Source organism: Hymenobacter metallicola, from assembly GCF_004745645.1.
Taxonomy (GTDB): Bacteria; Bacteroidota; Bacteroidia; order Cytophagales; family Hymenobacteraceae; genus Hymenobacter; species Hymenobacter metallicola.
On the sequence record NZ_SRMB01000002.1, the window covers coordinates 520,475 to 545,666 of the forward strand.

Below are 25,192 nucleotides of genomic sequence, written 5' to 3' on the forward strand. Positions count from 1 at the left end.
GCCTTGCTCTTCGGTAGCACCCCGCTTTAGTCGTACTGCGACTCGCGCAGCTGCACCGGCGGCGACTTCTTGCGCAGACGCATGTTCATCAGCTCCACAATCAGGGAGAAGAACATGGCGAAGTAGATGTAGCCTTTCTCGATTTCCTTGTGGAAGGATTCCATCACCAGCATCACCCCAATCATAATCAGGAACGACAGGGCTAGCATTTTGATGGTCGGGTTGCGGTTCACAAAGTCGCTGACCACGCCCGAGAAGACCAGCATCACGCCCATCGACAGAATCACGGCCAGAATCATGATCAGCACATTGTCGACCAGGCCCACGGCCGTCAGAATAGAGTCGAAGCTGAAAACAATGTCGATAAGCACAATCTGCACGATGATGCGGCCCATGGACGTGTAGGTGGGCGTAGCGCCCTCGTGCTCTTCCTCGCCCTGCAGCTTGGTATGAATCTCCGTGGTGCTCTTGCCAATCAGAAACAAGCCCCCGATGAGCAGGATAATGTCGCGGCCCGTGACGCCGAAATCGTGGGAAGCCCAGGGCACGTCGATGGAGAACAGCGGATCTTTCAGGCCCACAATCCACGAAATGCTCATCAGCAGGCCAATGCGGATCAACAGAGCCAGCACCAGCCCGATGGTACGGCCGCGCTTCTGCTGCGCCGGGTCGAGCCGGTTGACGACGATGGAAATAAAGATAATGTTGTCGATACCCAGCACGATTTCCATAAACGTGAGGGTGAGCAAACTCACCCACGCTTCGGCGCTGGCGAAAACAGAAAAGTCGAACATGAGGAACGAGGCGAAGGTGGTAAGGATAGAACAAACGTGGACCGCACGGGGCGGCGGCCCGCCCAGGCCAGGAGCCCGTTATTTCATGTTCACAAACTGCAGCGGCTGACCAACCTCAGCCGATTTTTGGCGCAGCAGGGCAATAACCTGCTGCAGCTCATCAATCTTCTTGGACGACACCCGGATTTGCTCGTCCTGGGTTTGGGCGTCGACTTTGATTTTGCTGTCCTTGATGAGCTTCATGATTTTGCGGCTGGCTTCCTTGTCGATACCGGCGCGCACCTTGATGGTTTTCTTAACCAAGGCCCCGGCGGGCTGCTCCTCGGCCGAGAAGTCGAGGCAGGTACCGTCGAGGCCCTGCTTTACCACCCGCCCCAGCAGAATATCTTCCAGCGCCTTCACCCGCATCGAGTTTTCGGAGCTCAGCAGAATGGTATTGGCCTTTTTATCGAGCTCGATACCGCCCTTGGTGTCGCGCAGGTCGTAGCGGGTTTGCAGCTCTTTTTTGGCCGTGTTTACCGCGTTTTCCAGGGTTTGGGGGTCTACTTTGCTTACGATGTCGAAAGAAGGCATAGTCGTTTAGTTGGGTGAGTGGGTGGCCGCCACAATCCGCGGTTTACTACCTGGGCCGGCAGCCAAAGCCCGGTCTTTGCGTACGCAGATGGGGCGCAAAAGTATCAAATGCGCACGGCAACCCACGCACAATTTCGGTAGGCATTGCCCAAATTGCGCGCTCTAGCTCTTCCCCACGCTCCGATGCCCGTTCGCCCGCCCCACTCCCCTGCCGACTTCGCCGCCTACTACCAACTGCGCTACGAGGTGCTGCGCCAACCCTGGAACCAGCCCCTGGGCTCCGAGCGGGCCGACGACGACGCGGCCCCCAGCACAGTACACGCGTTGTTCACGGCCGAGGATGGCGCCGTAGCCGGCGTAGCTCGGCTTCACCCCTGTGGGCCCGGGCAGGCGCAGGTGCGCTACATGGCGGTGCACCCCGACTACCAGGGCCAGGGCATTGGGGCCGCGCTGCTACAGTATCTGGAAGAAGCCGCCCGCCGCCAAGGCCTGGCCGAGTGCATCCTACACGCCCGGGAGGCTGCCGTGCCTTTCTACACGCGCCAGGGCTATCAGCTGGTGGCTCCCTCGCACACGCTGTTTGGCAGTATTCCGCACTTTCTGATGCGTAAAGAACTCTAAGCCGGCCGGGGCAGCAACGGGCCTGGAGTAGGCTCAGGCTCCAAACTTCTCCCGGCCCCGCAGCAAGTCGAAGTACAGGCGGAAGTCGCCCAGCAGGGAGTACCAGGGGTGCTGAAACGTGGCCGGGCGGTTGCGTTCCACGAAGAAGTGCCCAATCCAGGCAAAGCCATAGGCGGCTACAACGCCCAGCGGAATCAGATTGAAGCGCTGCCAGACCAGAGCCAGGCCCAGAGCAGCCAAGAACAGCGTGGTGCCGATAAAATGCAGAATCCGGGTGCCCCGCTTGCTGTGCTCGCGCAGATAACGAGGGTAGAACTCGGCAAAGGTCAGTGGCGCAGCAGACATGGCAGTGGGGTTATGTACGTAAAGAAACCTAACTTTTCAGCCAATATCCAGCTCATTCCCGCTCACCTCGTTTTCCTATGGAGCAATCCTTCGACGTAGCTACTCTGGTGGCTATTTATAACCAAATCAACCACTACGGGCGCACCAATGGCATGCAGCTGCAGGTGGCCAGCCCGGGGCAGGTGGAGTACACCATGACGGTGCGGCCCGAGCATCTTTCGTCGCCGGGTACCTGCCACGGGGGCGTTATAGCCGGGCTGATGGATTCGGCCCTGGGGGCGGCGGCCCTCACTCTTTCCTTCCAGAGCGGCGAACTGGTCAGTACCGTCGAATTCAAGATCAACTACCTCCACCCCGTCCGCCTGCACGACCACCTCGTGGCCCGGGCCCGCGTCGACCACTCGGGTAAGACGCTGGTCGTGAGCAGCGCCGAAATCACCTGCGCCAACCGGGAGCTGGTGGTAGCCCGCGGCATGGGCACGTTCAACCGCTACCCGGCCGACAAGCGCGACTTCCACCGCCTGTTGTTTCCCGATGCCGACTCTACCCCCTTGGATATCTAGCTTAAACAGGCTAAAACATGAAAGCCGGACACTCCCGCAGGTGGGATGTCCGGCTTTTTCAGTTACCCGATTCTAGCGCTGGCAGCCGCCTAGAGTAGGTCCGAAGAGGCAGATTCGTGCTCGTGCTCTTCGTACTCGTCGCCATCCTGCGGGGGCTGCACTTTGCGCACGTTGCGGGCACAGTCTTCGTCGCGGTGGTTGCGGCCCACGGTGAATTCAACCCAGTCGCCTTCGCGCAAATCGTTGAAGTCGCCCTCGGCCATGTCAGCATAGCTGAAGAACAGGTTGTTGGGCGGCATTACCACGAAGCCGAAGCCGTTCTTAAGGTTTTTGATGGTGCTCATGCCCACCGTGCCTACCGGACCAGCCGCCGTGGGGCCGGTGGGGCGCACGGGCTTTACGGAGGGGAAAGCCACGGGCTCGGGCTGGTTCACGAACATGCTCTCAATCAGCTCGTCGTTGCTGGCCAGGCCGCTGTCAATCACGTCGTGCATGGCCACTGGGTAGGTCACGTGCTCCAGCAGCTGCTGGGAAGCCCGGGTTACCCGGTTTTCGCCTTTGAAGTCTACGTACTTGAAGTCCCAGTTCAGCAGCATCACGCGGGTGCCGATGGTATTGAGCTTCTTGATCAAAGGCACGTAGTCCGAATCACCGGCGATGAGCACAATGACGTCGAAGCTCTTGTGCATAGCCAGTTCCAGGGCTTCCAGGGCCAGCCATACGTCAATGCCTTTCTCCTGCAACCGGCCGTCGCGCGTTTTCAGGGGCATATAATGGGTAGCAATACCCAGGTTCATCAGAATATCGTCCAGCAGACGGTCGTGGAACAGACGGTCCTTATCGCGGGCTTCCGTGGCAGACAAACGGCCCCGGAAAAAGTGAGAGTCCGTGATTTGGCTCAGGCGAACATCTACATCTTCTTCTTCGGCTACTTGGTGCCGAATGTACTCGTGCAGACCTTCTAAACTGATCCGGGCCTTGCGCTCGTGCTGGAAGTAGTAGTAATCACTGATCTTCAGGAAATAATTGCCGTCATAGAAGACGCCGATCCTTATCAGTGGGCTATTCATCTGGTTCATACAAAAAAGCGTTAATGCGAGAGGTGTGTAATCAGGGCAGGTAAGCGAGAGTTGAATTATGAAATGCTACAGGTTGCTATGATCAAAGGTACGCACCTTGGGTCGTAGGTAAGCCTTCGCATGACCGGGGCCTTTATCCTCCTACATGATTATGTGAGGAGGCCAAAGACAGAAATACCAGTTTGTTTGAAAATTGTCGACTTAGAAGCCTAAGGATGGACAATAAACATCCTGTCATTTATAAAATCCTATATCCAATTCAAGCTCCCCTCCATGAAGTTACAGAGATTAAAGGCAATAATAGCAAAAACACGTATTACATTATCACCTATCGAGTGCAATTTACCCGAGGGTGCCCTGAGAGGTGCGAAGCTACTATCTTAATCATATTAGTGCAAATCCCCGAAAAAAGAAACAGCCCTACCTACGATTTGGAATAATCCTATACGTTGACATTATCCTTTTATTCAACATTATAGGCGTCGCCAGCTTCACCCTATATTGCCTTAGTCATATCATCATAATGCAATATTTTTTAGATTTCATCTTCGCATCATCTTCCGCACAGTCTACTTTTTTAATCTCATTTTCATTTGAATGAACATATTTTTTTTTCCTAAGATTCGCCGCGGGGCAATTATCGGCAAATCCGGTGTCCTACCGAAGCCGCTTCGGCAGCTTGCCTACCGGGTGGCCTACTCCTGAAGAAGGTAAGCAGTAGACTTAGAAGTGCATACGACTCACTACCAGCACCAGGACCAGAGCCGCGTACCCGATACAGATTCCAACTTCCATCACGTTACCCGAAGTCGAGCCCGTCCGAATCAGCGGAAGCTTAAAGGCATAGTCCGACAAGGGCATAAACCACTTCACCCCGGCCTTGGTCAGGGAGTCGGCGACGAGGTGGGAAACGTAGCCGGCCCCGGCAAAGTGAGCCACCCCGTGCCAGCCCAGGGTGTTGTTGGCCAGGTAGCCAATGTAGGTCCAGAGGGCCGCAGCCCAGATGGTGTGCGTCCAGGTGCGGTGGGACGTGTAGGGCGCCAGGGCCACGAAGGTACCCAGCAGGCTTAGCCACAAAAACCCGAAGTAAAGCCCGGCCAAACCCGTGCAGATGCCGGTAAACATCAGGGCCAGCTTGCGGGCCGAGCCGCCCTGCATAGCCACCCCGATAAGCCCGAAAGCCAGGGCCGCGGTAAAGCCCATGCGCCGGTCGGAAGTACCGAGCGGCAGCATGTAGTGGGTGTAACCGGCCAGGCCCAACGCCACCAGCGCAAAGGCAAAGCGCACGTAGTTCTGGGAGAAACTCAGGCGCTTGCTCAGCCGGGAGCTGGGGTGGTCGAGGTCGGGGGCCAGGGCCGAGAAGCCGGCCAGGGCAATGCCCGCGGGCGAGAAGGGCACGCCCGCAACCAGGCCGCCGACGGCCACGCCGGTAATCAGGCCAATGGCCAGGTGAGAAGAGCCGCGCACGAAAAGAGCTTACGAGGAATAATACAAAGCGCGAAGGTACGCGGCCCGGCGGCTAGTTGGGCACCGGGAGCAGGTACACGATTTCCGGTTCGAAGGTGGGCTCGGGGGCTTCCGTGGGCCGGGCCGGGTAGCGGGCGGCCTTGCGGCGGGCCTGGCTGAGCTTAGACCAGGCGTGGTTGAGGGTTTGCCAACGCACCCAGGCGTCGAAATTGAAATCCTGGTCCTCGGCGGGGTTACGGGTGGGGTCCATACGCAACAGGGGGAATTTGGGGGTACTAGAAGCGGCGGGCAGAGCAAAGCAAAGACCAATTTAGGAATTTTCTGCCAACTCAACCGTAACCTTTTTCATTCGGGCTTCGCGGAAACTTTCGGACCTTGGCGGCGGTATTGCTTACCACAGTGCCTGCTTCTGCCCGACCGGATTTGTCTTCGGCCGGGCTTCTCCCTTTTGCCTTTCTCCTAGCCGCTTGTCGTTTTGAAGGTTTCCGACTTCCTCCAGCTCTACTCCCTCGACCCCACCGTGCTGACCGTGGGCGCCCGCCTGAACCCGGCCACCGCCAACTCGGTGCGCGCCAAAGCAGCCCAGACCGAGGCCAGCACGGCCCGCCTCCACCTGCGCGGCCTCGTAGGGAGCCAGGACGCGGTGCTGGCCGCCGCCCTGCACCAGGAGTTTCCGGATCAGCACCACCTCTTCATCCTGCACGACCGGGAAGAGGCCGCCTACTTCCTGGCCGACCTCCAGCACCTGCTGCCCGACGAGGAGCCCCTGCTGTTTCCGAGCTCCTACAAGCGCCCCTACGCCTTCGACGAGACGGAAAACGCCAACGTGCTGATGCGGGCCGAGGTCCTCAACAAGCTGAACTCGCACCGGGGCCCGAAAACCACGGCCGAAAAGGCGTCCGAAGATGCCGACGACGCCCTGCCCGAAGGCGCGGAGAAAAGCAAGAAAGGCAAGAAAATCAGCGTGAAGGACACGGCCGGGGCCCTCATCGTCTCCTACCCCGAGGCCCTGTTCGAGAAGGTTATCAACAAGAAAAGCTTAGTTGCCAACACCTTTATTGTGAAAGTCGGCGACAAGCTCGACGTCAACTTTATCAGCGACATGCTGGCCGAGTACGACTTCGAGCGGAGCGACTTCGTGTACGAGGCGGGCCAATTCGCGGTGCGCGGCGGTATCGTGGATATCTTCAGCTACGCCAACGAGCTGCCCTACCGCATCGAGCTGTTCGGCGACGAGGTGGAAACCATCCGCACCTTCGACCCGGAAAGCCAGTTGTCGGTGGAGAAGCGGCAGCAGGTGAGCATCATCCCCAACGTGCAAACCAATCTGCTGCAAGAGACGCGGGAAGCCTTTCTCGACTTCATCCCGCGCAACACCGCCATCTGGGCCAAGGACGTGCGCCAGACCCTGGACATCGTGGAGGAAAGCTTCGACCGGGCCGAGCAGGGCTTCAAGGAAATGCTGGCCTCGGCCGGCGGCGTGCAGATTGTGAGCAAGCCCGAGGACTTGTTCGAGTCGGGCAAGACGTTCAAGAAGCTGCTCGACGGGTTCCCCATCGTGGAGTTTGGCAAACGGTTTCACTTCAAGGCCGGGGCCGAGGAGTTTACCTTCAGCGCCAAGCCCCAGCCTTCGTTCAACAAGGACTTCAGCCGCCTGGTCAAGAACCTGCACGACAACCAGGAAAAGGGCTTTACCAACGTCATTGCGGCCGAGTCGGTGCGGCAGGCCGACCGGCTCCGGACCATCTTCGACGAGCTCGACAACAACGTGCAGTTTCAGCACCTGCTGCTGGGCTTGCGCGAGGGGTTCGTGGATGACACGCTCAAGCTCGTCGTCTACACCGACCACCAGCTGTTCGAGCGGTTCTACCGGGCCCAGGAAGGCCGCAAGTTCTCCAAGAAAAAGGCTCTGACCCTAAAGGAGCTGCGCACCCTGGTGCCCGGCGACTACGTGGTGCACCAGGACTATGGCATTGCCCGCTTTGCCGGCCTGACCCAGGTTGAAATCAACGACCGGGTGCAGGAAGCCATCCGCCTCGTCTACCGCGACGACGACGTGCTGACCGTCAGCATCCACGCCCTGCACAAGATTGCCAAGTACTCGGGGGCCGAGGGCACGCCGCCCACCATGAGCAAGCTGGGCTCCCCGGAGTGGGAAAACAAGAAGAAGTCGGTTAAGAAAAAGGTCAAGGACATTGCCGCCGAGCTGATCCGCCTCTACGCCAAGCGCAAAACTGCCCCCGGCCACGCCTTCGCCCAGGATTCGTTTATGCAGGCCGAGCTCGAATCCTCGTTCATCTACGAGGACACCCCTGACCAGGCCAAGGCCACCGAAGACGTGAAGCACGACATGGAGCAGCCCCACCCCATGGACCGCCTCGTGTGCGGCGACGTGGGTTTCGGCAAAACCGAGGTAGCCATCCGGGCCGCGTTTAAGTCGGTGGCCGACGGCAAACAGGCGGCCGTGCTGGTGCCCACCACCATCCTGGCCATGCAGCACTACAAAACCTTCCGGGAGCGGCTCGCCAACCTGCCCGTAACGGTGGAGTACGTGAACCGCTTCAAGACCACCAAGCAAATCAAGGAAACCCTGGCCCGGGTGGCCGAGGGCAAAACCGACATCCTCATCGGCACCCACCGCCTCACCAACAAGGACATCAAGTTCAAGGACCTGGGCCTGCTCATCATCGACGAAGAGCAGAAGTTCGGGGTCAAGACCAAGGACAAGCTCAAGGAGCTCAAGGTGAACGTGGACACGCTGACCCTCTCGGCCACGCCCATTCCGCGCACCCTGCACTTCTCCCTGATGGGAGCCCGCGACCTGTCGGTCATTGCCACGCCCCCACCAAACCGCCAGCCGGTGCAGACCGAGCTGCACGTCTTCGACGAGCTGCTGGTGCGCGACGCCGTAGCCCGCGAATTGAAGCGCGGCGGGCAGGTGTTTTTCGTGCACAACCGCGTGAAGGACATCGACGAGCTGGCCAACATGATTCTGCGCCTCGTGCCCGACGCCCGCGTGACCACCATCCACGGCCAGATGGAAGGCGACCAGCTCGAAAAGCGCATGATGAAGTTCGTCGATGGCGAATACGACGTGCTGGTGAGCACCAACCTGATTGAGTCGGGCCTTGACATTCCGAACGCCAACACCATCATCATCAACCGCGCCCACATGCACGGCCTCTCGGACCTGCACCAGATGCGGGGCCGCGTGGGCCGCTCCAACAAAAAGGCCTACTGCTACCTGCTCACCCCGCCCGTGGCCGGCCTGCCCTCCGACGCCCGCAAGCGCCTGAGCACCCTGGAGGAATTCTCCGACCTCGGCGACGGCTTCAAGGTGGCCATGCGCGACCTCGACATCCGGGGCGCGGGCAACCTGCTGGGCGGCGAGCAGTCGGGCTTTATCAACGACCTGGGCTTCGAAACCTACCACCAGATCTTGGACGAGGCCGTGCAGGAGCTCAAGGAAACCGAGTTCCGCGACCTGTTCCTCGGCGACCCCACCCAGCGCCTCCAGGAAGCTGCCGCCACCAAGGGCCCCAAGGAGTGCAACATCGAAACCGACCTGCAAATCCTCATCCCCGACCACTACGTGAGCAACGTCTCGGAGCGCCTCCAGCTCTACAGCAAGCTCGATAGGGTGAAGGGCCCCGAAGAATTGCGCAAGCTCGTGGCCGGCATCGTGGACCGCTTCGGCCCCCTGCCCCAGGAGGTCGAGCAGCTGGCCGATATCGTGCGCCTACGCTGGCAGGCCTGCCAGGTCGGCTTCGAAAAGCTCACCCTCAAGAAGAACCTGCTCAAAGGCTACATCCCGGCCACCAACAACGAGGCCTACTTCCAAGGCGAAACCTTCGGCACCATCCTCAACTACATCCAGACCCACCCCCGCTCCGCCTCCATGAAGGAGCGCAAGGAACAGCTCATCATCAGCATCGACGAGGTGAAAAGCGTGGGGGCCGCCAAGCGGATTCTGAGTGAGTTAGGGAGTGAGGAGAAGGTGGGCGTGTAGAGTTGATATATAAAAGATAGAGCGAGGCATTTAGTTAATTGCTTCGCTCTATCTTTTATATATGAAAACTAACTCTTAATTGACCTATTGAATTTCCTTCTTGCTATATCAATATCTCTCCTCAAATCGTACGAAACCCGGGACCAGTCAAAATATGTATTCAGATGCTTAATAGGCTCCCACAACCCATCCATATACTCCACAAACAACTCGGCCCGATCAAGTCTTTGTGCAATATGTTTTGCATCTCCTATTTGTGCCCTATATCGTTGAGATATAAATGGAATATCTACAATCATAGCATCAACATAAGTAAACAACTTAATTAACGTAGTAAAATGGTATGCGCCAATTGTTGTAATCCTTATTACAACTTGACTAGCACTCATTCTACCAACAGAATTTCTAGACGTAGATTCAATTAGTTTGCGCGACACATAGTACCCTATCAAAAAATCAATTTGAGGAACAGTATAGCCATATCCCTGTAGTTGAGCGTAAATTTTTTCACTCTCTAAATAACCATCACCACGACCAGAATTCATTGAACTCTGCAACATACCTAGAACGATAGAACCTAAAAAATACTCTTTAGTGTCGTTATAATGTATATCAAATACATTCGTTATCAAAGATCTGCTTGGATCATAGTAGATATTATCACCAAATATAACTGCTCGTAAGAATTCATGAAAAGGTATATCGTAGTCGCCATCAGTAGAGAAAATATGCAGTATTTTCTCTGTATTAACATGACCACTTCCAAAAAAACTTTTAACAACATCTATAGCCTGCCTTATATTGCCAGCAGATATATTATCAATAAACTCAAACAATCTTGGATTCCTTGCAAAGGAATCTTTTAATATTTGAATCAATGTATCAAGCTTGGAAAAAGTTGTATTAATCTTCAGAGAAGATAGAGGTATTTCACCTCTTGTAATTAACTGAGCAAAATTTAGCCTTCTGTTAATTACTTCATCTAATCTAGGAGGAGCAATTGAGAAGGCTTTTGGATGATATCCACTTAAAGCACCAACTTTAACTGAACGGTGAAATGTTTCAGGCCTCAATGTAACAAAGACAGTAACAGGCCAATGCTCCGCTAGTTCCTGTGATATCAGAAATGCTTGTTGTTGAGCATCATCACCACGTTGGTCACAATTATCTAAAAATATAATAGCCTGTTTCTTCTTAATTTTGGTCGCTTGCTCCAATGATTTTCTCACATGCTGAGGCCTGTCCATAACTTTTCCAGCAAGAAATTCAATTTCTTTCATTATAATATCAGGACTACCAATATCATACAAAGGTTTGTATATTCCATTTTTAAATGAAGCCAACTCATCCTTGTAAACCTCTCTTACAAATAAGTTTTCATCAATATTTATATTGTAATCCTCTTTAAGCTGTGTAGCAACTTCATCAATCACTACTTTTTCGATCAAAGTAGTAAGAACAGCCTGTGCACCAAGATTTATCTTAAAAGTCAGCGCATTATCAAATACTGCCTTAGCTTCTACTTTAATAAGATTATTAATAAAACTTGTTTTACCAACACCAACATCACCGAGTAATAACACTGGTCTACGGCTTAAACTATTCGCCACTATATCTGACAAATCCTTAGATATACCATTTTTCGTTACTACCGGCTCAACATAACCAGCTTGTTCCTCTTTCTCAAATATATATTTATACCTTGTAGTAAGTATTTCTTTGCTCACCATGGCGAATTGAGACAAAGGACCGCTCTTACAATAACATGCTTTAAGAAAACGTGACTCTACCTCCTTCTCCCTGATAACATCTTCCAGAACCAAATCACTAATAATCTGCATATCCATTTGAAACGGATTTCTATTCTTTACACCAGGATAGTTATTTATTGTTGAGGACAATTTTGCTGGAAGGCTTTGCACTTGGTTGCCGACAAGCGTATTAATAACATATCTTGATTCAAGACCAGGTTTTGACAGAACATTCCACAATAACTGAAAGTTATTCAACATAACTTGTGTTGACGCAAAGACAATAGCATTGCCCTCCAAAGGCGGAACTCCATCAATTCTATTAGCAACAAAAATTACTAGTTGCCAACCATTACAAACTATCCCGACCTCAACTCCACGTTTTTGACAATAACCACTTACCTGCTCTAAAGCATCTTTAAGATTTTTATTATCTTTACAAAGGGTTTTTAGGCTATAAATATTGTTATTTGTTATTCCGATGGGAAGGGTAAAATAATCACCTTCCCTTTTAGCTTCTAGTATAGCAACAGGCCGATGGATAGTTAGTATATAATCCGCATACTTTCCTTGATAACTCTCTTCAGTAATAAGATTTTCCCTGCTCCACCCCAAGCATTCAAGTAATAGAGCATCTATCATTTGAATTCTAGTAGTATCTTCATTTCTTTCATGATCTGATGCGGAACAAAGTGCATCAAGCTTCTCCATATTACTTCTGGACTGCTCGTAATCGTTAGCCATATATTATGAAGATTTAATATTCACTGAGTGGTGTGTTTCTGTTGCCAAGATAAGTATTATGTGGATTTTACATTTACACATTTAGTGTAGGTTTATAGCTCGTGTCTCTCATACCGCTGTGGTTACATCTCACCCTGCTGGCGCGCGTCTGTGACGCGTGACTCCCGGCACCGCGTCTCTGACGCGAATCGTTGAGGCAAGTCGTTCTGCCAGCCGCGTCAGAGACGCGAAACCGCCAAGCACGCATCAAAAACGCGCGCTAGCTCCCCGCCACTCGCGCACCCATCCCACCCTCCTGCCACCCCACCCCACCCCGCCCCACCCTCTTGCCGCGCCCGCCGAAGCTCCTGGCACCCCGCGCCAACCTCTTGCCACGGTCGGTGAACCTCTTGTCACCCCCGTTGAGGTTCATGTCACCCCTGTTGAAGTTCTTGCCACGCTCGTCAAGGTTCGTGTCACCGCTGGCGAAGCCCTTGTCAGCCCCGGCGAAGTTCCTGTCACCGCCGCTGAGGTTGCTGCCGCTTCCGCTGAAGCTCCTGCCAACCCGGGCCGCATAAATAGTCACCCGCCCGAATACAAGCAACCCCGAATCCGACTACCTTACCCTCAAGTATTTACCCTAACCTATACCCACTATGAACGATTCGCAACGGGCCAAGCTTGCCATGCTGCAAACCACCCTGCGCGTGCTCGACGAGCACGCCGACCTCTACGCCACCAACAAAGCCCTCGGCAAGGCCCGCCAGGAGCTGGCCGCCCTCGTCGCCGACCTCGACCCCACCGCCGAGCGGCAGCAGCGCGCCACCACGCCCGCCAAGCCCGGCGCCGTCAAGAAGGAAACCAAGGAGAAGCTGGCCGAGCGCGCCGCCGCCGTGGCCGCCGCCCTGCTCGCCCTCGCCGATGAGCTCAACGACATCCGCCTGCACACCGACAGCGACTACACCGAGCGCCAGCTCCGCCGCCAGCCCGACGCCGACCTGCTGCGCATCACCCACAACCTGCACCAGCGCGCCACCGACCACGCCCAGGCCCTGGCCGAGCAAGGCGTCACGGCCCAGGAGCTCAGCGACCTGCAAGCCGCCATCCAGGCTTTCCAGCAGGAGCAAACCACGCCCCGCACCCGCATGGCCGACGGCAAAGCCCGGAAACAGGAAATCAACGCCGACCTGCGCGAGGCCTCCGCCCTGCTCCGCAACCGCATCGACAAGTTCCTCATCCGCTACCAGCGCCCCGAGCCCCAGTTCCACACCGCCTACCAGTCGGCCCGCCAGGTGGTCAATACCGCCGCCCGCCCCGCCGCCAAAACTACCCCGGCCCCGGTCGGCTAGCGCCCCGCCCGGTCGTTTGCCGCGTTGCCTCCCCTATCCTACCGCACTATCCTACTGCAACAGCCGCGCCCGGCTTCCCCTCACAGGGAGGCCGGGCGCTTTTTCATTCCCTTCAACAACCCTGCGGTATATCCCCAGGATTTTATTGCACCACCGGGCAGCTATATTTCAAACAGTTAGAATATTTTTGCTCGACTATACTTACCCAACCCGCTAGCTTTGAAAACACTTTACGCTCTACTACCCGGTCTGCTGCTCACGTCCGCCGCCCTGGCCCAAACCACGCCCGGCGGGGTCCGTATCGGCGCAGCCGGCGCCCCCGATGCCGCCGCCATCCTCGATATTTCGGCCACCGGCAAGGGCCTGCTCATCCCCCGCATGGACTCGGCCGCCCGCGCCGCCATCCCCACCCCACCCGATGGCCTGATGGTGTTCCAGACCGACGGCCGCCAGGGCTTCTGGTATGCCACCGGCGGCAGCTGGCTCTTCATCCCCGACAAAGCCCGCGCCGGCGACAACCTCGGCAACCACGTGCTTGGCCGAAATCTGGTGCTCAACGGCCAGCGCATCGTGGGCGGCACGGCCGCCGCGCCCGGCACCAACGGCCTGACCATCGACGCCAACGGCCTGGTCCGCCTGCGCACCGCCATTCGCCCCCTAAACACCTACGACAACGGCGCCGGCCTCCGCCTCGATGATGCCGATGCCGGCCTGCTGGTCCGCACCACCATTGGCTACGGCTCCCCCACGCCACCCCTCTCGGGCCAAGGCGACCGGCTGATGTGGCTGTCGTACTATGGGGCCTTCCGGGCCGGCGGCGTCGATGGCACGCAGTGGGACACTGGCAACCTGGGCTTTTACTCGGCCGCTTTCGGCTACAACAACCTGGCCAGCGGCAACTACAGCCTGGCCAGCGGGTTCAGGAATACCGTGCAGGGCAGCTACTCCGTAACGGTTGGCTCCAACAGCTTTGTGGATCAAACCTCGAGTGCCTCGGCCGCGTTTGGCAACCTCTGCCGCGTGAAGGGCAGCTACAGCCTGGCCGCGGGTATCAACGCCCTGGCCCGGGGCCGCGCCGCCTTCACCCTGGGCGAGCGGTGCACCGCCGACGCGGATAATGCCATTGCCATGGGCCGCTACGCCTCGGCCGGCGATAGGTCGGGTACCTTCGTCATCGGCGATGCCTCCGTCAACGACACGCTGCGGGCCTCGGCCAACAACCAGTTTTCGGCCCGCTACGCCGGCGGCTACCGCCTCTACTCCAACGCGGCCATGAGCATCGGGGTGGTCCTGAACGCGGGCAGCAACTCCTGGCAGATTACTTCCGACTCGACCAAGAAAGAGCTGGTGCGCCCGGCCGACGGCAACCAGTTCCTGGAGCGCATCAACGGCCTGCGCCTGGGCTCGTGGAACTACCGTGGCCAGGACCCGCGCACCATGCGCCACTACGGCCCCATGGCCCAGGACTTCTACCAGGCCTTCGGCCACGACGCGCTGGGCACCATCGGCAACGACTCGACCATCAACCAGGCCGACTTCGACGGGGTCAACCTGATTGCCATTCAGGCCCTCTACCGGCAGGTGCTGGAACTGAAGGAAGAAAACGCCCGGCAGCACCAGCAGATTCAGCAGCTACAGTCCCGCGCGGCTTCGGCGGCAGCAGCACCGGCCGCAACGAATACGGCGGCCCTGGAGGAGCGCCTGCGCCGCCTCGAAGCCCTGCTCGGGGCCCAGGCCCAGCGCTAATGGGCGACCGGGGCAGTAGAACTCCGTAGAAGCCCCGCCCCGCTGGCCCACGGGCAACTGAAGAAATTAGGAATATCTGCGAGCCGCGAATATCTTGTCCTCCATGCACCACACCTTACGTATTCTTAGCCTGCTAGCAATTCTGGCGTCCTGCCAGAAAGAGCAGGCTCCGGACCCCGAGCCCGGCCCCGAGGAGCACAGCCTGACCCGCTCCCTGCAGTTTCCCGGCGAGGGTATCCGGCTGGATACGACCTACACCACCTCCCAGATTCCGGTGAAGGCCCACGTGAGCAAGTTTACGCCCCAGGAGGATTACCTGCTCGTGGAGTTCACCTCCGGCGCCTCCATAAGCACGACCACGCAGAAGGACATCATCTCCCTTAACATTCCCGTCAGCAAGCTGCGCCCGGGCTGGGTGGGCGACTACCAGTTTGTATATGGTCGGTTTAATACTTCCCCTCCCACCTTCACCGGCCACGTGATGGGCAGCCTGTACCTGCGCTACCACCAAAACGCCTTCGCCTATTTTGATGCCAACGGCAGCGCCGATACGCCCGGGGTATTCCGCATCACAGCTTACGACGCCAAGCGCCACCTGATCAGCGGCGATTTTCGCACCAGCGGGGAAGCATGGATAGATCTGACTCCCGTTACGAAGGGTGCTGCCTCTTTCAAGCTACAGCTGAGCGGCTCGTTCAAAAACCTGCCGGTAAAGCAGTAAGCCCCGATTCCACTCGTTAGCTAGTCCATAAACCAAGCGCCCGGCTTCCCAGAGAGAAGAAGCCGGGCGCTTGGCTTTTCTGCGGCTGCTACTCCCCTACTTCAGCACCTTGGCATCGTGCACCACCTTCCCCCCCACGATGGTGAGCAGGCTGGTAGTCCGGGGCAGCTCCGGCGGGGGCACGGTGAAGATATCCTGGGACAAGACGACCACGTCGGCCAGCTGCCCCACGGCGAGCCGCCCCTTGTGCTGCTCTTCAAATTCGGCAAACGCCGAGCCGTAGGTATAGGCCCGCACCGCCTGCTCGCGAGTCAGGGCCTCGGCCGGGTTGCTGGGCGTGATACCGGCCAGCATGATGTTGAGAAACGGGTTCAGGGGCCCATCCGAGCCCAGGGCCAGCGGAATGCCCGCCGCCAGCAGGGAGCCCAGGGGCTGCATTTTCGGTCCCCAGCGCTGGTGAAACACCTGGGGCTCGGTGAAGTGGCTGGGGTTCTGCACCACGACCACCCCCAGGGCTTTGGCCCGCGGCACCAGGTCGCCGATGATTCCGTCGCCGTGCTCAATCCGGACCCGGCGGGCGGGCCAGCTGCCGGCGGCCCCGTTGCGCTCCAGGGCGGCCAGGACCACCTCGGCGCTACGGTCGCCGGCGCAGTGCACGAGGAGCTGCTGCTTAAAATCGACCGACTCCTGCACCATGCGACCTACTTCGGCTTCGCTGAAATTGAGCTTGCCCGTCCAGCCGGGGCGGTCCTGGTAGGGCTGGCGCAGGGCGGCGCCCCGCTCGTAGGGCGTCCCGTCGAGCACCCACTTGATGCCGCTGGCTTTCACCTGTGGCGGCAGCTTGGTCAGGGAAGCCAATTGGCGCACTTCACTCAGGTCGCGCTGCTGGGGCGAAGTGGGCGCAAACGGAATGACCCGCACCCGCACCGGCAGCCTGGCCTGCCCCAGCAGCCGGGTAAACCGCTCGACGGGCATAAAGGAAAACAGCTGCAGCGAGGTAATTCCCAGCCCCAGGGCTTCGTCGGAGAGGCGTTGCAGGCCGGCCAGGGCCAGGGAGTCGGAGGCCTGGGCGGCCAGGGCCCGGCTGGGCAGCCACTGGGCATACTCCCAGAAGCGGCCGTTGAGCTGGCCGGTGGCCGAGTGCTCGTAGGCCCCGCCCAGGGGGTCGGGCTGCTGCTCCCCGACACCGAGCTGCTGCAAGGCCCGGGAGTTGGCGATGTAGCCGTGGCCGTAGTAAGCCCGCAGCAGCACGGGATGGTTGGGCGCCAGCCGGTCGAGGGCGGCGCGGTCTACTTGCGCATTGGTAACGACGACCATACCAATTCTACCAAATACCCAGGTACCGGCCGGGGCCTGCTGCACAGCCGCCGCCAGGGCCTGGGTGGTTTCCTCCCAGGTCGGCTCCATGGTTTTGAAGGCCAGGGCCGTGCCGCGGGGCTCGGGCGTGAAGTGGTTGTGGGCATCGTTGAAGCCCGGCGTCACGGTGCGGCCCTGCAGGTCGATACGCCGGGTACGGGGGCCAGCCAGCTTGCTGATGTCGGCCGTGGTACCCACCGCCACAATCCGCTCGCCCCGGATAGCCAGGGCCTGGGCCTTGGGCCGGGCCGCATCGGCCGTAAACAGGTTGCCGTTCAGCAAGACCAGGTCGGCGGGCTGCTGCCCCAGGGCGGGGGTGCTGAGCAGCCACCCGCTAAGTACGCTCCACAGTAGCTTTTTCATAGACACCCGAGTAGTTCGTCTCCAACTTAATATTGAAAGATTACAATATAGTAAAAACCCGGCAGCCAGCTTTGCCCTCAGCGTGTGGATAGCAGGGCCCTGCCACTACCCAGGTAGCACCTTGCTTACCGCCGAGCGCCGCCGCAATTGGCGGAGCCGGATATGGGGCACTTATAAGAAGGTTTCTATAGTTTGCAGCTGACATATAATTAGTAGCGTCCCGCTGATCTACCCTACCTTTTTTGTTAGATGAACTACCCTATTTGGCTTCTACGCGTACTGCTGCCCCCCTTGGCAGCCCTGCTACTGAGCGCCTGCAAGCAGGATAAAGAAGCGGAGCCGACTCCCGCCCCCGCCGAACTTAAGGGCAAGTGGACGCTCACCAAGTCGTACTACAAGTACACCGACGACCAGGGCAAGACGACCAACCAAGGCGGTGGCACCCGTACGGCCCCGGCCACGACCCTGACTATCTCCGATGCCACGTTTGCCTTCGCGTGGCCCGGCAACCGGCATGAGTACTTCTACACCCGGACTTCGGACAGCACGGCTTACACGTACTATACCTACCAGAATCAGCCGCTGACGGAGAAAAATTATTCTATTATCGAGCTCAAGGAGCACAGCCTGGTTACTCGCTACACCTGGAAGACGTTGGGCGGCTATTTCATGGAGAAAGAGTACTACACCCGCTAAAGCCCGACCTGGCCCACCTGACTCCAGCACTCGGAGCCGGCAGCGGCTTACTCGGCAACCCGACGCCAAGCGCAGAGAAAGCAGCACGATACTCCGGTGCTGGTGATGCTTCAGGGGACTCAAACAATCTGGCAACGGCCGGATAGTTGCCAACCGCCCAGTACCGCGCTTCTTGTCCCGACAGGCGCCCTACCTGCTGCTCCTTATTTCTTGGGTTTGGCTTTTCGTTGGCGCTTGGGCGGGAGCTGGTCGCCGCTGAAGGCTTGGTGCTTGAAAATGGACTTGTGTATTACCCGGGCCTGCTGGGCCGTATGTTCGGCCTTGGCCTGAAAACGGTCGGCTACATCCTGCTGGCCTTCTTGGGCGAAATGCTGGCCCAGGTGCTCCAGTAGCATTTTGCTTTCCTCCAGGCCCCGCATCGACTGGTAAAGCAGGCTTTCCACCGACTCGGATACTTCGGAGAGCAGGGCGCTGATGGTGTAGGCGTGGCCCGTATGGCAACGGTACCGAATCATCTTCCCCTCAATCAGCTGGGTAAGCGCCCCGTGGCAGTCGGGGCAGGTAAAGGCGGTGAGTTGGCCCTGGTCAATAATGCCCATTTCGAAGGCATTGTTGTTTTTGGCGATGTTGACCTCAATACCAATCAGCTCTGAGTAGCCCTGGGGCACAGTCAGCACCCGCTCCGCCGACTCGACAGCAGTTAATTTTACCAGCAGCCCGCTCAGTTCGGCCAGCGGCACTACGTAGTCGGCAGCCACAAACTCCAGGGCGTTGGTCGGCATGGCGGGCGAGGTAGCATCGGCGGGGTCTTGCACCACCGTAACGCCGCCCAGGCGCTGAATGCACCACAATCCGGAGGTGCCATCGTCGAGGTAGCCGGTCAGGACCACCCCAATTACCCGGGGCCCGTAGCCGTAGGCCGCCGAGCGAAACAAGGCATCGACCGAAGGCCGGAACCGGTTTTCCTTCGGGCCGCGCTTCATCAGCACCGTATCGTTTTCGATCAGCAAGTGATGGTCGGGGCGAGCCACGTAGATAACGCCGGGCTGCACGGCTTCCCCATCGGACGGGTGCTTGGCGGGCAGCGGCGACACTTCGCTCAGCAGTTGGGGCAAGATGCTGTTGGCGTAGGGCGCCATGTGCTGCACCACAAAGATGGGAGCCGGAAAGTCGTGCGGCAACGACCGGACCAGCTCCAGCAAGGCTTCGACTCCACCAGCGGAAGCCCCAATAACCACGATATCCCGCTTGGGCGGCGGGGCGGCTCCTTTCTTCTTAGTTGCCATATCCAAGTCTCGATTAAACGACTCTTCCAGACGTTTGGGCGCCGCCTCGGCCAGTCTACTCCCAACAGGTGCGGATTAGCAGATACGGGACAACCTGGGTCCCTGTTGAGCAGCGCCCTATTAGCTAATTCAAGCCGCAGACTAGCCACGAGGGAATCTGGTTGTGTTAGAACACCATCCCCACGCCGGAAAAACCACATAGCCCACCGCCCCTGACAGGCTACTCCGTTTTTCTGGTGTGGGCCGGCTTGCTGGCCCGTGCAGCTACTTTTTCTGCTTGCGCTGCCGGTTTTCTGCTTTGATACGCTTTTTCACCCCGTCGTCGACGCCCCGGCCCTGGGGCACCGGCTGGTAGAGCGAGGCTGTGGTAGCCGGCGCGGGCGGGGCCGTTTTGATCTGGTAGCGGTGGGCAATGTTGGCCGATAGCCGCTCGGTGAAGTGGGGCAGGATGCCGTGGGAGAAAAATGCGCCCCGGGCTTTCCAGCCCACGGGCAGCTCCTGCCGGGGCCGCACCGAGGAGCGCACCATGGCATGCACGACTTTGCTGGGCGGGTCCAGGGCGGCCATGCGCGGGGTGCCGCCGCTATAGTTGGCCGCGTGGCCCCAGAAGGGCGTATCCACGGCCCAGGGCTCAATGGTCACGACTTTGATATTCTTGTAGCCGTTGAGGCGCAGCTCGTGGTTGAGGGCCTGGTCCATGTTGCGGATGGCGCCTTTGGTGGCGGCGTACACGGCGTGGTAGGCCAGGGGCACTTCACTTTCCACCGAGCCCAGGTTCATGAGCGTGCCGGCCCCCTGCTGCTGAAAAATCTTGATGGCCGCCTGGCTGCCGTACACGATACCCTTCAGGTTGACATCAATCAGGTGGGAATAGTCGGCCGTGGGAATTTCCCAGAACCGGCCGATGCCGCCCACGCCCACGTCGTTGACCCATACATCGACGCGGCCAAACTGCTTCAGGGCCGCCTCGGCCAGGCGCTGCACCTGCTCGGGCTGGCTGATGTCGGTGGTCACGACCAGGGCCTGCCCGCCTCCGGCCCGCACCTTGCCGGCTACTTCTTCCAGCAGCTCGGTGCGGCGGGCGGCCAGCACCACGTTGGCTTTCATGGCGCCCAGCTGCTCGGCCATGCCCCGCCCAAAGCCGCTCGAGGCCCCGATGATGACGTACGTTTTGACCTGCACCTGCTTCTGTACCGCCGCGCCCGGCCTAGAGGTAGCGCAGCTGCTCAGCAGCAGCCCCAGCAGCAGGAGCACGGTCAGCAGAATTCCCGCGCCCTGGGGCCGGGGCCGCAGCGTGTGCCGCCGAATCGGGGCCAACCCCGGCGTGCTGAAAACAGAAGAGGGCTGACTTCGAAAAGTAGGTTTCGCCGACATAGCAAATCAGGGCTGAGTAAAAAATATCGTCTACTGGCATACGGGCAGGTTTACCGCCTGGATATAGCCCAGCTTGGCGGAAATGGCTTATCGAGCCGACCTCGTGGGTAGCACTTTTTGCAATAAGCGCAGCCATAAGAACCCATACTTCTCCCCCACTCGTATCTTGCAAACTCGACCGGTGCTGGAGCGCTACCCCATCGGAACCACAGCCTTACCAAGTGACGTGCGGGTAGGCGGCACTCTATTTCGCATGAACCACATTGTTTATATGAGCCGGGCCGTTCGTCCCTTGTCGGACCAGGACCTGCAGGAATTACTGGCCCAGTGCCGCCGCGACAACGCTCTGCACAACGTCACGGGCATCCTGTTCTACAGCCACGGCAATATTGCCCAACTCATTGAGGGGGACCCGGCCGTCATTGAGCCCCTGTATGAGAAAATTGCTCGGGACGGCCGTCATTCCAACGTGACGATGCTGGCCAACAAGGGCATTACCCAGCGCAGTTTTGCCGACTGGTCGATGGCCTTTCACCCCATTGAAAGCGAAGGATTCCAAACCCTGGAGGGCTTTTTCCTGCCCCACCACCTGCCTCCCACGCCTGAGTCGCTTACCATTGCCGACGCCCTGATTGTGGATTTGGTGCGCCAGGCCGTCTTCGGCACCGGCGAGAAGCCGTCTGCGGAGTAGCCTTTCTTCGCGTTGGTGTACAGTCCTGGCCGGAAGTGGCAGGCTGGCTTAAATCGGCAGATATTTGCCATCCCACTCCGCTTTTCATTTCCGCATGCGCGAACAGCAGCTTCAGAACATTCTTCGGTATATGCCGGCGGGCATTGCCACGCTGATCGGGCCGGAGCTACGCTACGGGTTTGTAAACGAAACCATGCAGACGCTGCTTGGCGGCCACACTCCGGAAGGCCAGTCGCTGGCTGAGCACCCGGGCCTGCTGGCCGCCGACCTGCTCGAGGTCATGCAGCAGGTGTACCAGTCGGGGCGCCCCTACGTGGTAAAAGCGCACCCCATGCCCCCTTCCCTAACCGACGGCACGGCCGAGGGTGGGGCCGGGCCGGTGCGCTACTTCGATCTGGCCCTGGAGCCTTTACAGGATGATGACGACAAAGCCCAGGGCCTGCTCGTGTTTGCGGTGGATGTCACGGCCCAGGAAGAAGCCCGCCAGCGCGCCCACGTGCTGGCCCTGGAAACGCGCCGCCTTGATGCCCGCCTGCGGGTGCTCACCGAAACAGCTCCGCAGATTACGTTCAGCGTGGATGCGGAAGGCCAGTACGAGTACGTCAGCCCCCAGTGGTACTACTTTACCGGCCAGCCCCCCACAGCCGACCTGAATGCCATCTGGCCCCTGCTCATTCACCCCGACGACCGGCTGCGGGTGCTCTATCAATCGGATGCGGCCCGGGCCGGGGGCATCGGCTGGAGCTTCGAATACCGCCTGCGCCGCCACGACGGACAGTACCGCTGGGTCCTGAGCCGAGCCCTGCCCGAGCTGCACGCCCCCGACAAGCCCGTGTTCTGGCACGGAGCCGTGACGGAAGTGCACGACCAGCGCGAACTGGCCGAGGTCTTGCGCCGGGGCGAAGCGGAGCTGCGCTTTCTGGCCGACAGCATTCAGCAGCTGATCTGGACGGCCTCGGCCGAGGGCTTTATCGACTACTACAACCAGCACACGGCTGAGTATACCGGGCTGAGCACGCAGGAACTGGGCCCCACTGGCTGGATCGGCCTGCTCGACCCGGTCGAACAGGCCCCGGCCGCCCGCCGCTGGGTGCAGTGCGTGGCGTCGGGGGAAGATTACGAGGGCCTATACCGCATGCGCCGCCACGACGGGCAGTACCGCTGGCACATTATCCGGGCCCGGCGCCTGGCCGATGAGCGGGGGCTGCGCTGGTTTGGGGCCTGCACCGACGTGGACGACCAGCACCGCCTGCGCGAAGTACTGCAGGCCCAGTACGACGAGCTGGCCCGCACCAACCGCGACCTGGATACCTTCGTGTACACTGCCTCCCACGACCTGAAGCAGCCCCTGTTCAATCTACGGGGTTTGTTCGACGAATTACGCCGCACGGCCACTTTCCAGGACCCCGAGCAGGAGGAAATTCTGGGCATGGTCGACCAGGCGCTCAGTCAGCTCGACGGCACCCTGCAGGAACTGGCCGCCACCGTGCAGGATCAGCGGGAGCTGGCGGCCCCCACCCAGGTGCTGGCCCTGGCCAGCGTCATCGACGAAGTACTGCTGGGCCTGCGGACGCAGGTGCAGGAAACCGGAGCGGTTATTACCGTGGATGTCGAGGCCGCGCCTATGCTGGTGTATGGGCGGGCCAACTTGCGCAGTGTGCTCCACAACCTGCTCAGCAATGCCCTTAAATTTGTGCACCCCCACCGCCCCCCGCAGATTCACCTGGCCAGCGCCTTGTCGGCCGCGACCGGCAATCCGCTGCTTACGATTCAGGATAACGGTCTGGGCATGAAGCTACGGCCCGGCGTGACGACCACCTTTCACCTCTTTGAGCGCCAGCACCCGGGCGTGGCCGGGGCCGGCGTGGGCCTCTACCTGGTGCAGCGCATCCTCGACAGCCACGGTGGGCACCTGGAAGCTAGCAGCACCGTGAACGAAGGCACCACTTTCACCGTGTACTGGCTGGAGTAAGGGTGTGCGGTGCTTCGGCAACAGGAGTTAACTTACTGGGCCGCTGCTTTGTGTCACCGTAGTTCCTACCCCGCCATGTTTACGGCCCTGCAAACCGACTTTATAACTCTGTACCTGATCAACAAGGACAACCTGACCGACATCGTTACCTTGTTTCAGGGCTACCCCGACTCGCGGGCCATGCTCGACGAGCTGTTTCGCAACTATATGCCCCGCTACGAGCAGGGCCGGCGCACCAATTTCGGCTTCTACTCCCTACTAAACGGGCAACTGGCTGGCATGACCCTGCTCACCGTCGACAGCTGGGAAGAGCGGGCCGGCTCCACGGGTGCCGACGTGTTTGCGCACATGCGCGGGCGGGGCGTTACGCCGGGCAGCAAGCCCCACCTGTTTTATCTGGCCTTCGAATTGCTGGGGTTGAACCGGGTAGCTACCGGCTGCCGCGTGTCGAACCTGTCGTCGAAACGCTCGTTGGAAAAAACTCCGGGGTTGCAGTTCGAGGGCATCATGCGCGAATCGGGCCGCAACGACCAGGGTGAGTTCGAGGACGAGTTGCTTTACGCCATCCTACGCCGCGATTGGCAGCAGCTCTACGCCCCCGAGCAGGTGCGGGTGCTGGTGTAGGGGCCACGGGCCCGGCTCAGCACGCCCCCAAAGCAGCAAGCAGCTGCTGCCAGTCGCTGACTGGGAATATCTCCAGACCACGAGCAGCTTTTCTACAAGTACCACAGTCCCTCGGCGGCTACCGATACGGCTACCGTTTCTCCGACCTGGGCAGCCACCTGCCGAGCTTTTACCGTCAGCTTGGCACCTACCACCTGCACGTCCGCCTCGGAGTAGCTGCCGAAAAACCGAACGGCCAGCACGGTACCGGCCAGGCCTTCCCCTGCGGCGGGCTGCAACCGGAAGTTCTCGGGCCGCACCAGCAGAGGCCGGCGTTTTGCAGGGCTACCGGCCGCCGTAGCCAGGGCCGCCGCGGCTTTGCCGCTAAGCAGGTTGTAGTCGCCAAACAGGCCAGCCGTGTATTCGTCTACGGGCTGCTGGTACACTTGCCGGGGCGAGCCTTGCTGCACGAGTTGGCCGTTTTTAAGAACCAGAATTTCCTCGGCCCACGACAGGGTATCGGTGGGGTCGTGGGAAATCAGCAGGCAGGTAATGTCGAGCTGCTCGCCCAGGTCGTGCAAAACGGACTTGAGCAGCTGTTTGTGCCCGCGGTCCAGGTTGGAGAAGGGCTCGTCGAGCAGCAGCAGGCGCGGCCCCCCGAGCAGCAGGCGGGCCAGGGCAATGCGCTGCCGCTCCCCGCCCGAGAGCTGGTCGGTGCGGCGCTGGGCCAGGTGTTCGATGCGGCACAGCTGGTAAAGCCGCTGGGCCGCTTCCGCCGACTGCTTATTGGCGTAGCGCAGCACCTGCTCGACGCGCAGGGAATGGGGCAGCTCAAAGTGCTGCGACAAGAATACGATGCCCGGGTGGCCGGGCACCAGCACTTCCCGGGGGCCTTTCACGCGGCGGCCTTCAAAGTGCACGGTGCCCGCCGTGGGCTGGGTAAGGCCGGCAATAATCTGCAGCAGGGTGCTTTTGCCCGCCCCGGTTTCGCCGGCTATAGCCAGCTTCTGAAACTGCCGCTGGCTGAAACTGATGTTGTGTAAAACCGCGTTTTCTCTCTCCTGCAACGATATTTCCGAAACACTTAACCAACTCATACGCGCCGAAGAG

21 protein-coding genes are annotated in these 25,192 nt (G+C 59.1%); 10 read left to right on the forward strand and 11 right to left on the reverse strand.

Going from position 1 to position 25,192, the window contains the following annotated elements; genetic code table 11:
- Positions 1-26: 26 nt before the first annotated feature.
- Together E5K02_RS12980 and E5K02_RS12985 are read right to left on the reverse strand one after the other, a co-directional pair.
- A complete protein-coding gene (locus E5K02_RS12980) occupies positions 27-794 on the reverse strand; it encodes a TerC family protein (protein ID WP_135395204.1) in 768 nt (255 codons plus the stop codon).
- Between the two features lie 78 nt (positions 795-872).
- Entirely contained in the window at positions 873-1,367 is a 495-nt protein-coding gene (locus E5K02_RS12985; protein WP_135395205.1) for a YajQ family cyclic di-GMP-binding protein, read from the reverse strand.
- 183 nt (positions 1,368-1,550) lie between these two features.
- On the opposite strand from E5K02_RS12985, the gene E5K02_RS12990 reads away from it, so the two are divergent.
- Entirely contained in the window at positions 1,551-1,988 is a 438-nt protein-coding gene (locus tag E5K02_RS12990) for a GNAT family N-acetyltransferase (protein ID WP_135395206.1), read from the forward strand.
- Positions 1,989-2,021: 33 nt separating this feature from the next.
- On the opposite strand, the gene E5K02_RS12995 is transcribed toward E5K02_RS12990, so the two are convergent.
- Positions 2,022-2,333 carry a DUF962 domain-containing protein gene (locus tag E5K02_RS12995; protein ID WP_135395207.1) on the reverse strand — a complete coding sequence of 104 codons (312 nt, stop codon included), beginning with the start codon at positions 2,331-2,333 and terminating at the stop codon, positions 2,022-2,024.
- 77 nt (positions 2,334-2,410) lie between these two features.
- Here E5K02_RS12995 and E5K02_RS13000 point away from each other — a divergent pair, with 77 nt between their 5' ends.
- Positions 2,411-2,896 carry a PaaI family thioesterase gene (locus E5K02_RS13000; RefSeq protein ID WP_135395208.1) on the forward strand — a complete coding sequence of 162 codons (486 nt, stop codon included), beginning with the start codon at positions 2,411-2,413 and terminating at the stop codon, positions 2,894-2,896.
- Between the two features lie 89 nt (positions 2,897-2,985).
- Here the strand turns inward: E5K02_RS13000 and E5K02_RS13005 are convergent, their stop codons facing one another.
- The 3 genes from E5K02_RS13005 to E5K02_RS13015 form a co-directional block, all read right to left on the reverse strand.
- A complete protein-coding gene (locus tag E5K02_RS13005; RefSeq protein ID WP_135395209.1) occupies positions 2,986-3,975 on the reverse strand; it encodes an NYN domain-containing protein in 990 nt (329 codons plus the stop codon).
- 723 nt (positions 3,976-4,698) lie between these two features.
- Entirely contained in the window at positions 4,699-5,442 is a 744-nt protein-coding gene (locus tag E5K02_RS13010; protein WP_135395210.1) for a metal-dependent hydrolase, read from the reverse strand.
- A gap of 52 nt (positions 5,443-5,494) precedes the next feature.
- Positions 5,495-5,692, reverse strand: coding sequence for a hypothetical protein (locus E5K02_RS13015; RefSeq protein ID WP_135395211.1), 198 nt, complete (start codon positions 5,690-5,692; stop codon positions 5,495-5,497).
- A gap of 225 nt (positions 5,693-5,917) precedes the next feature.
- On the opposite strand from E5K02_RS13015, the gene mfd reads away from it, so the two are divergent.
- Positions 5,918-9,451, forward strand: a complete 3,534-nt coding sequence (gene mfd / locus E5K02_RS13020) for a transcription-repair coupling factor (RefSeq protein WP_135395212.1) — start codon at positions 5,918-5,920, stop codon at positions 9,449-9,451.
- Positions 9,452-9,519: 68 nt separating this feature from the next.
- On the opposite strand, the gene E5K02_RS13025 is transcribed toward mfd, so the two are convergent.
- On the reverse strand, positions 9,520-11,946 hold the full coding sequence (locus E5K02_RS13025; protein ID WP_135395213.1) for a hypothetical protein: 2,427 nt from the start codon (positions 11,944-11,946) through the stop codon (positions 9,520-9,522).
- Between the two features lie 635 nt (positions 11,947-12,581).
- Here E5K02_RS13025 and E5K02_RS13030 point away from each other — a divergent pair.
- From E5K02_RS13030 to E5K02_RS13040, 3 genes are all read left to right on the forward strand, one after another.
- Positions 12,582-13,274 carry a hypothetical protein gene (locus E5K02_RS13030; protein ID WP_135395214.1) on the forward strand — a complete coding sequence of 231 codons (693 nt, stop codon included), beginning with the start codon at positions 12,582-12,584 and terminating at the stop codon, positions 13,272-13,274.
- 219 nt (positions 13,275-13,493) lie between these two features.
- Positions 13,494-15,020 carry a tail fiber domain-containing protein gene (locus tag E5K02_RS13035; RefSeq protein ID WP_135395215.1) on the forward strand — a complete coding sequence of 509 codons (1,527 nt, stop codon included), beginning with the start codon at positions 13,494-13,496 and terminating at the stop codon, positions 15,018-15,020.
- Positions 15,021-15,123: 103 nt separating this feature from the next.
- The gene (locus E5K02_RS13040; protein WP_135395216.1) at positions 15,124-15,741 is read left to right on the forward strand and encodes a hypothetical protein; all 618 of its coding nucleotides are present in this window, start codon (positions 15,124-15,126) and stop codon (positions 15,739-15,741) included.
- 96 nt (positions 15,742-15,837) lie between these two features.
- Here the strand turns inward: E5K02_RS13040 and E5K02_RS13045 are convergent, their stop codons facing one another.
- Positions 15,838-17,460: an amidohydrolase gene (locus E5K02_RS13045; RefSeq protein ID WP_135395217.1), complete on the reverse strand. Its 1,623-nt coding sequence runs from the start codon at positions 17,458-17,460 to the stop codon at positions 15,838-15,840.
- Positions 17,461-17,709: 249 nt separating this feature from the next.
- On the opposite strand from E5K02_RS13045, the gene E5K02_RS13050 reads away from it, so the two are divergent.
- Complete coding sequence (locus E5K02_RS13050; RefSeq protein ID WP_135395218.1) at positions 17,710-18,156, forward strand: hypothetical protein; 447 nt, start codon at positions 17,710-17,712, stop codon at positions 18,154-18,156.
- Positions 18,157-18,359: 203 nt separating this feature from the next.
- Here the strand turns inward: E5K02_RS13050 and E5K02_RS13055 are convergent, their stop codons facing one another.
- Positions 18,360-19,442, reverse strand: coding sequence for a chemotaxis protein CheB (locus tag E5K02_RS13055; RefSeq protein WP_135395219.1), 1,083 nt, complete (start codon positions 19,440-19,442; stop codon positions 18,360-18,362).
- A 264-nt stretch (positions 19,443-19,706) separates the two neighbouring features.
- Positions 19,707-20,816: an SDR family NAD(P)-dependent oxidoreductase gene (locus E5K02_RS13060; protein ID WP_135395220.1), complete on the reverse strand. Its 1,110-nt coding sequence runs from the start codon at positions 20,814-20,816 to the stop codon at positions 19,707-19,709.
- 253 nt (positions 20,817-21,069) lie between these two features.
- Here E5K02_RS13060 and E5K02_RS13065 point away from each other — a divergent pair, with 253 nt between their 5' ends.
- From E5K02_RS13065 to E5K02_RS13075, 3 genes are all read left to right on the forward strand, one after another.
- Positions 21,070-21,507 (forward strand): BLUF domain-containing protein, encoded by a 438-nt coding sequence (locus tag E5K02_RS13065; protein ID WP_167856388.1) that lies wholly within the window; start codon positions 21,070-21,072, stop codon positions 21,505-21,507.
- Between the two features lie 64 nt (positions 21,508-21,571).
- Positions 21,572-23,479, forward strand: coding sequence for a PAS domain-containing protein (locus E5K02_RS13070; protein ID WP_167856389.1), 1,908 nt, complete (start codon positions 21,572-21,574; stop codon positions 23,477-23,479).
- A 75-nt stretch (positions 23,480-23,554) separates the two neighbouring features.
- The gene (locus tag E5K02_RS13075) at positions 23,555-24,103 is read left to right on the forward strand and encodes a GNAT family N-acetyltransferase (RefSeq protein ID WP_135395223.1); all 549 of its coding nucleotides are present in this window, start codon (positions 23,555-23,557) and stop codon (positions 24,101-24,103) included.
- 92 nt (positions 24,104-24,195) lie between these two features.
- On the opposite strand, the gene E5K02_RS13080 is transcribed toward E5K02_RS13075, so the two are convergent.
- Positions 24,196-25,179, reverse strand: coding sequence for an ABC transporter ATP-binding protein (locus E5K02_RS13080; RefSeq protein ID WP_135395224.1), 984 nt, complete (start codon positions 25,177-25,179; stop codon positions 24,196-24,198).
- Positions 25,180-25,192 lie beyond the last annotated feature (13 nt).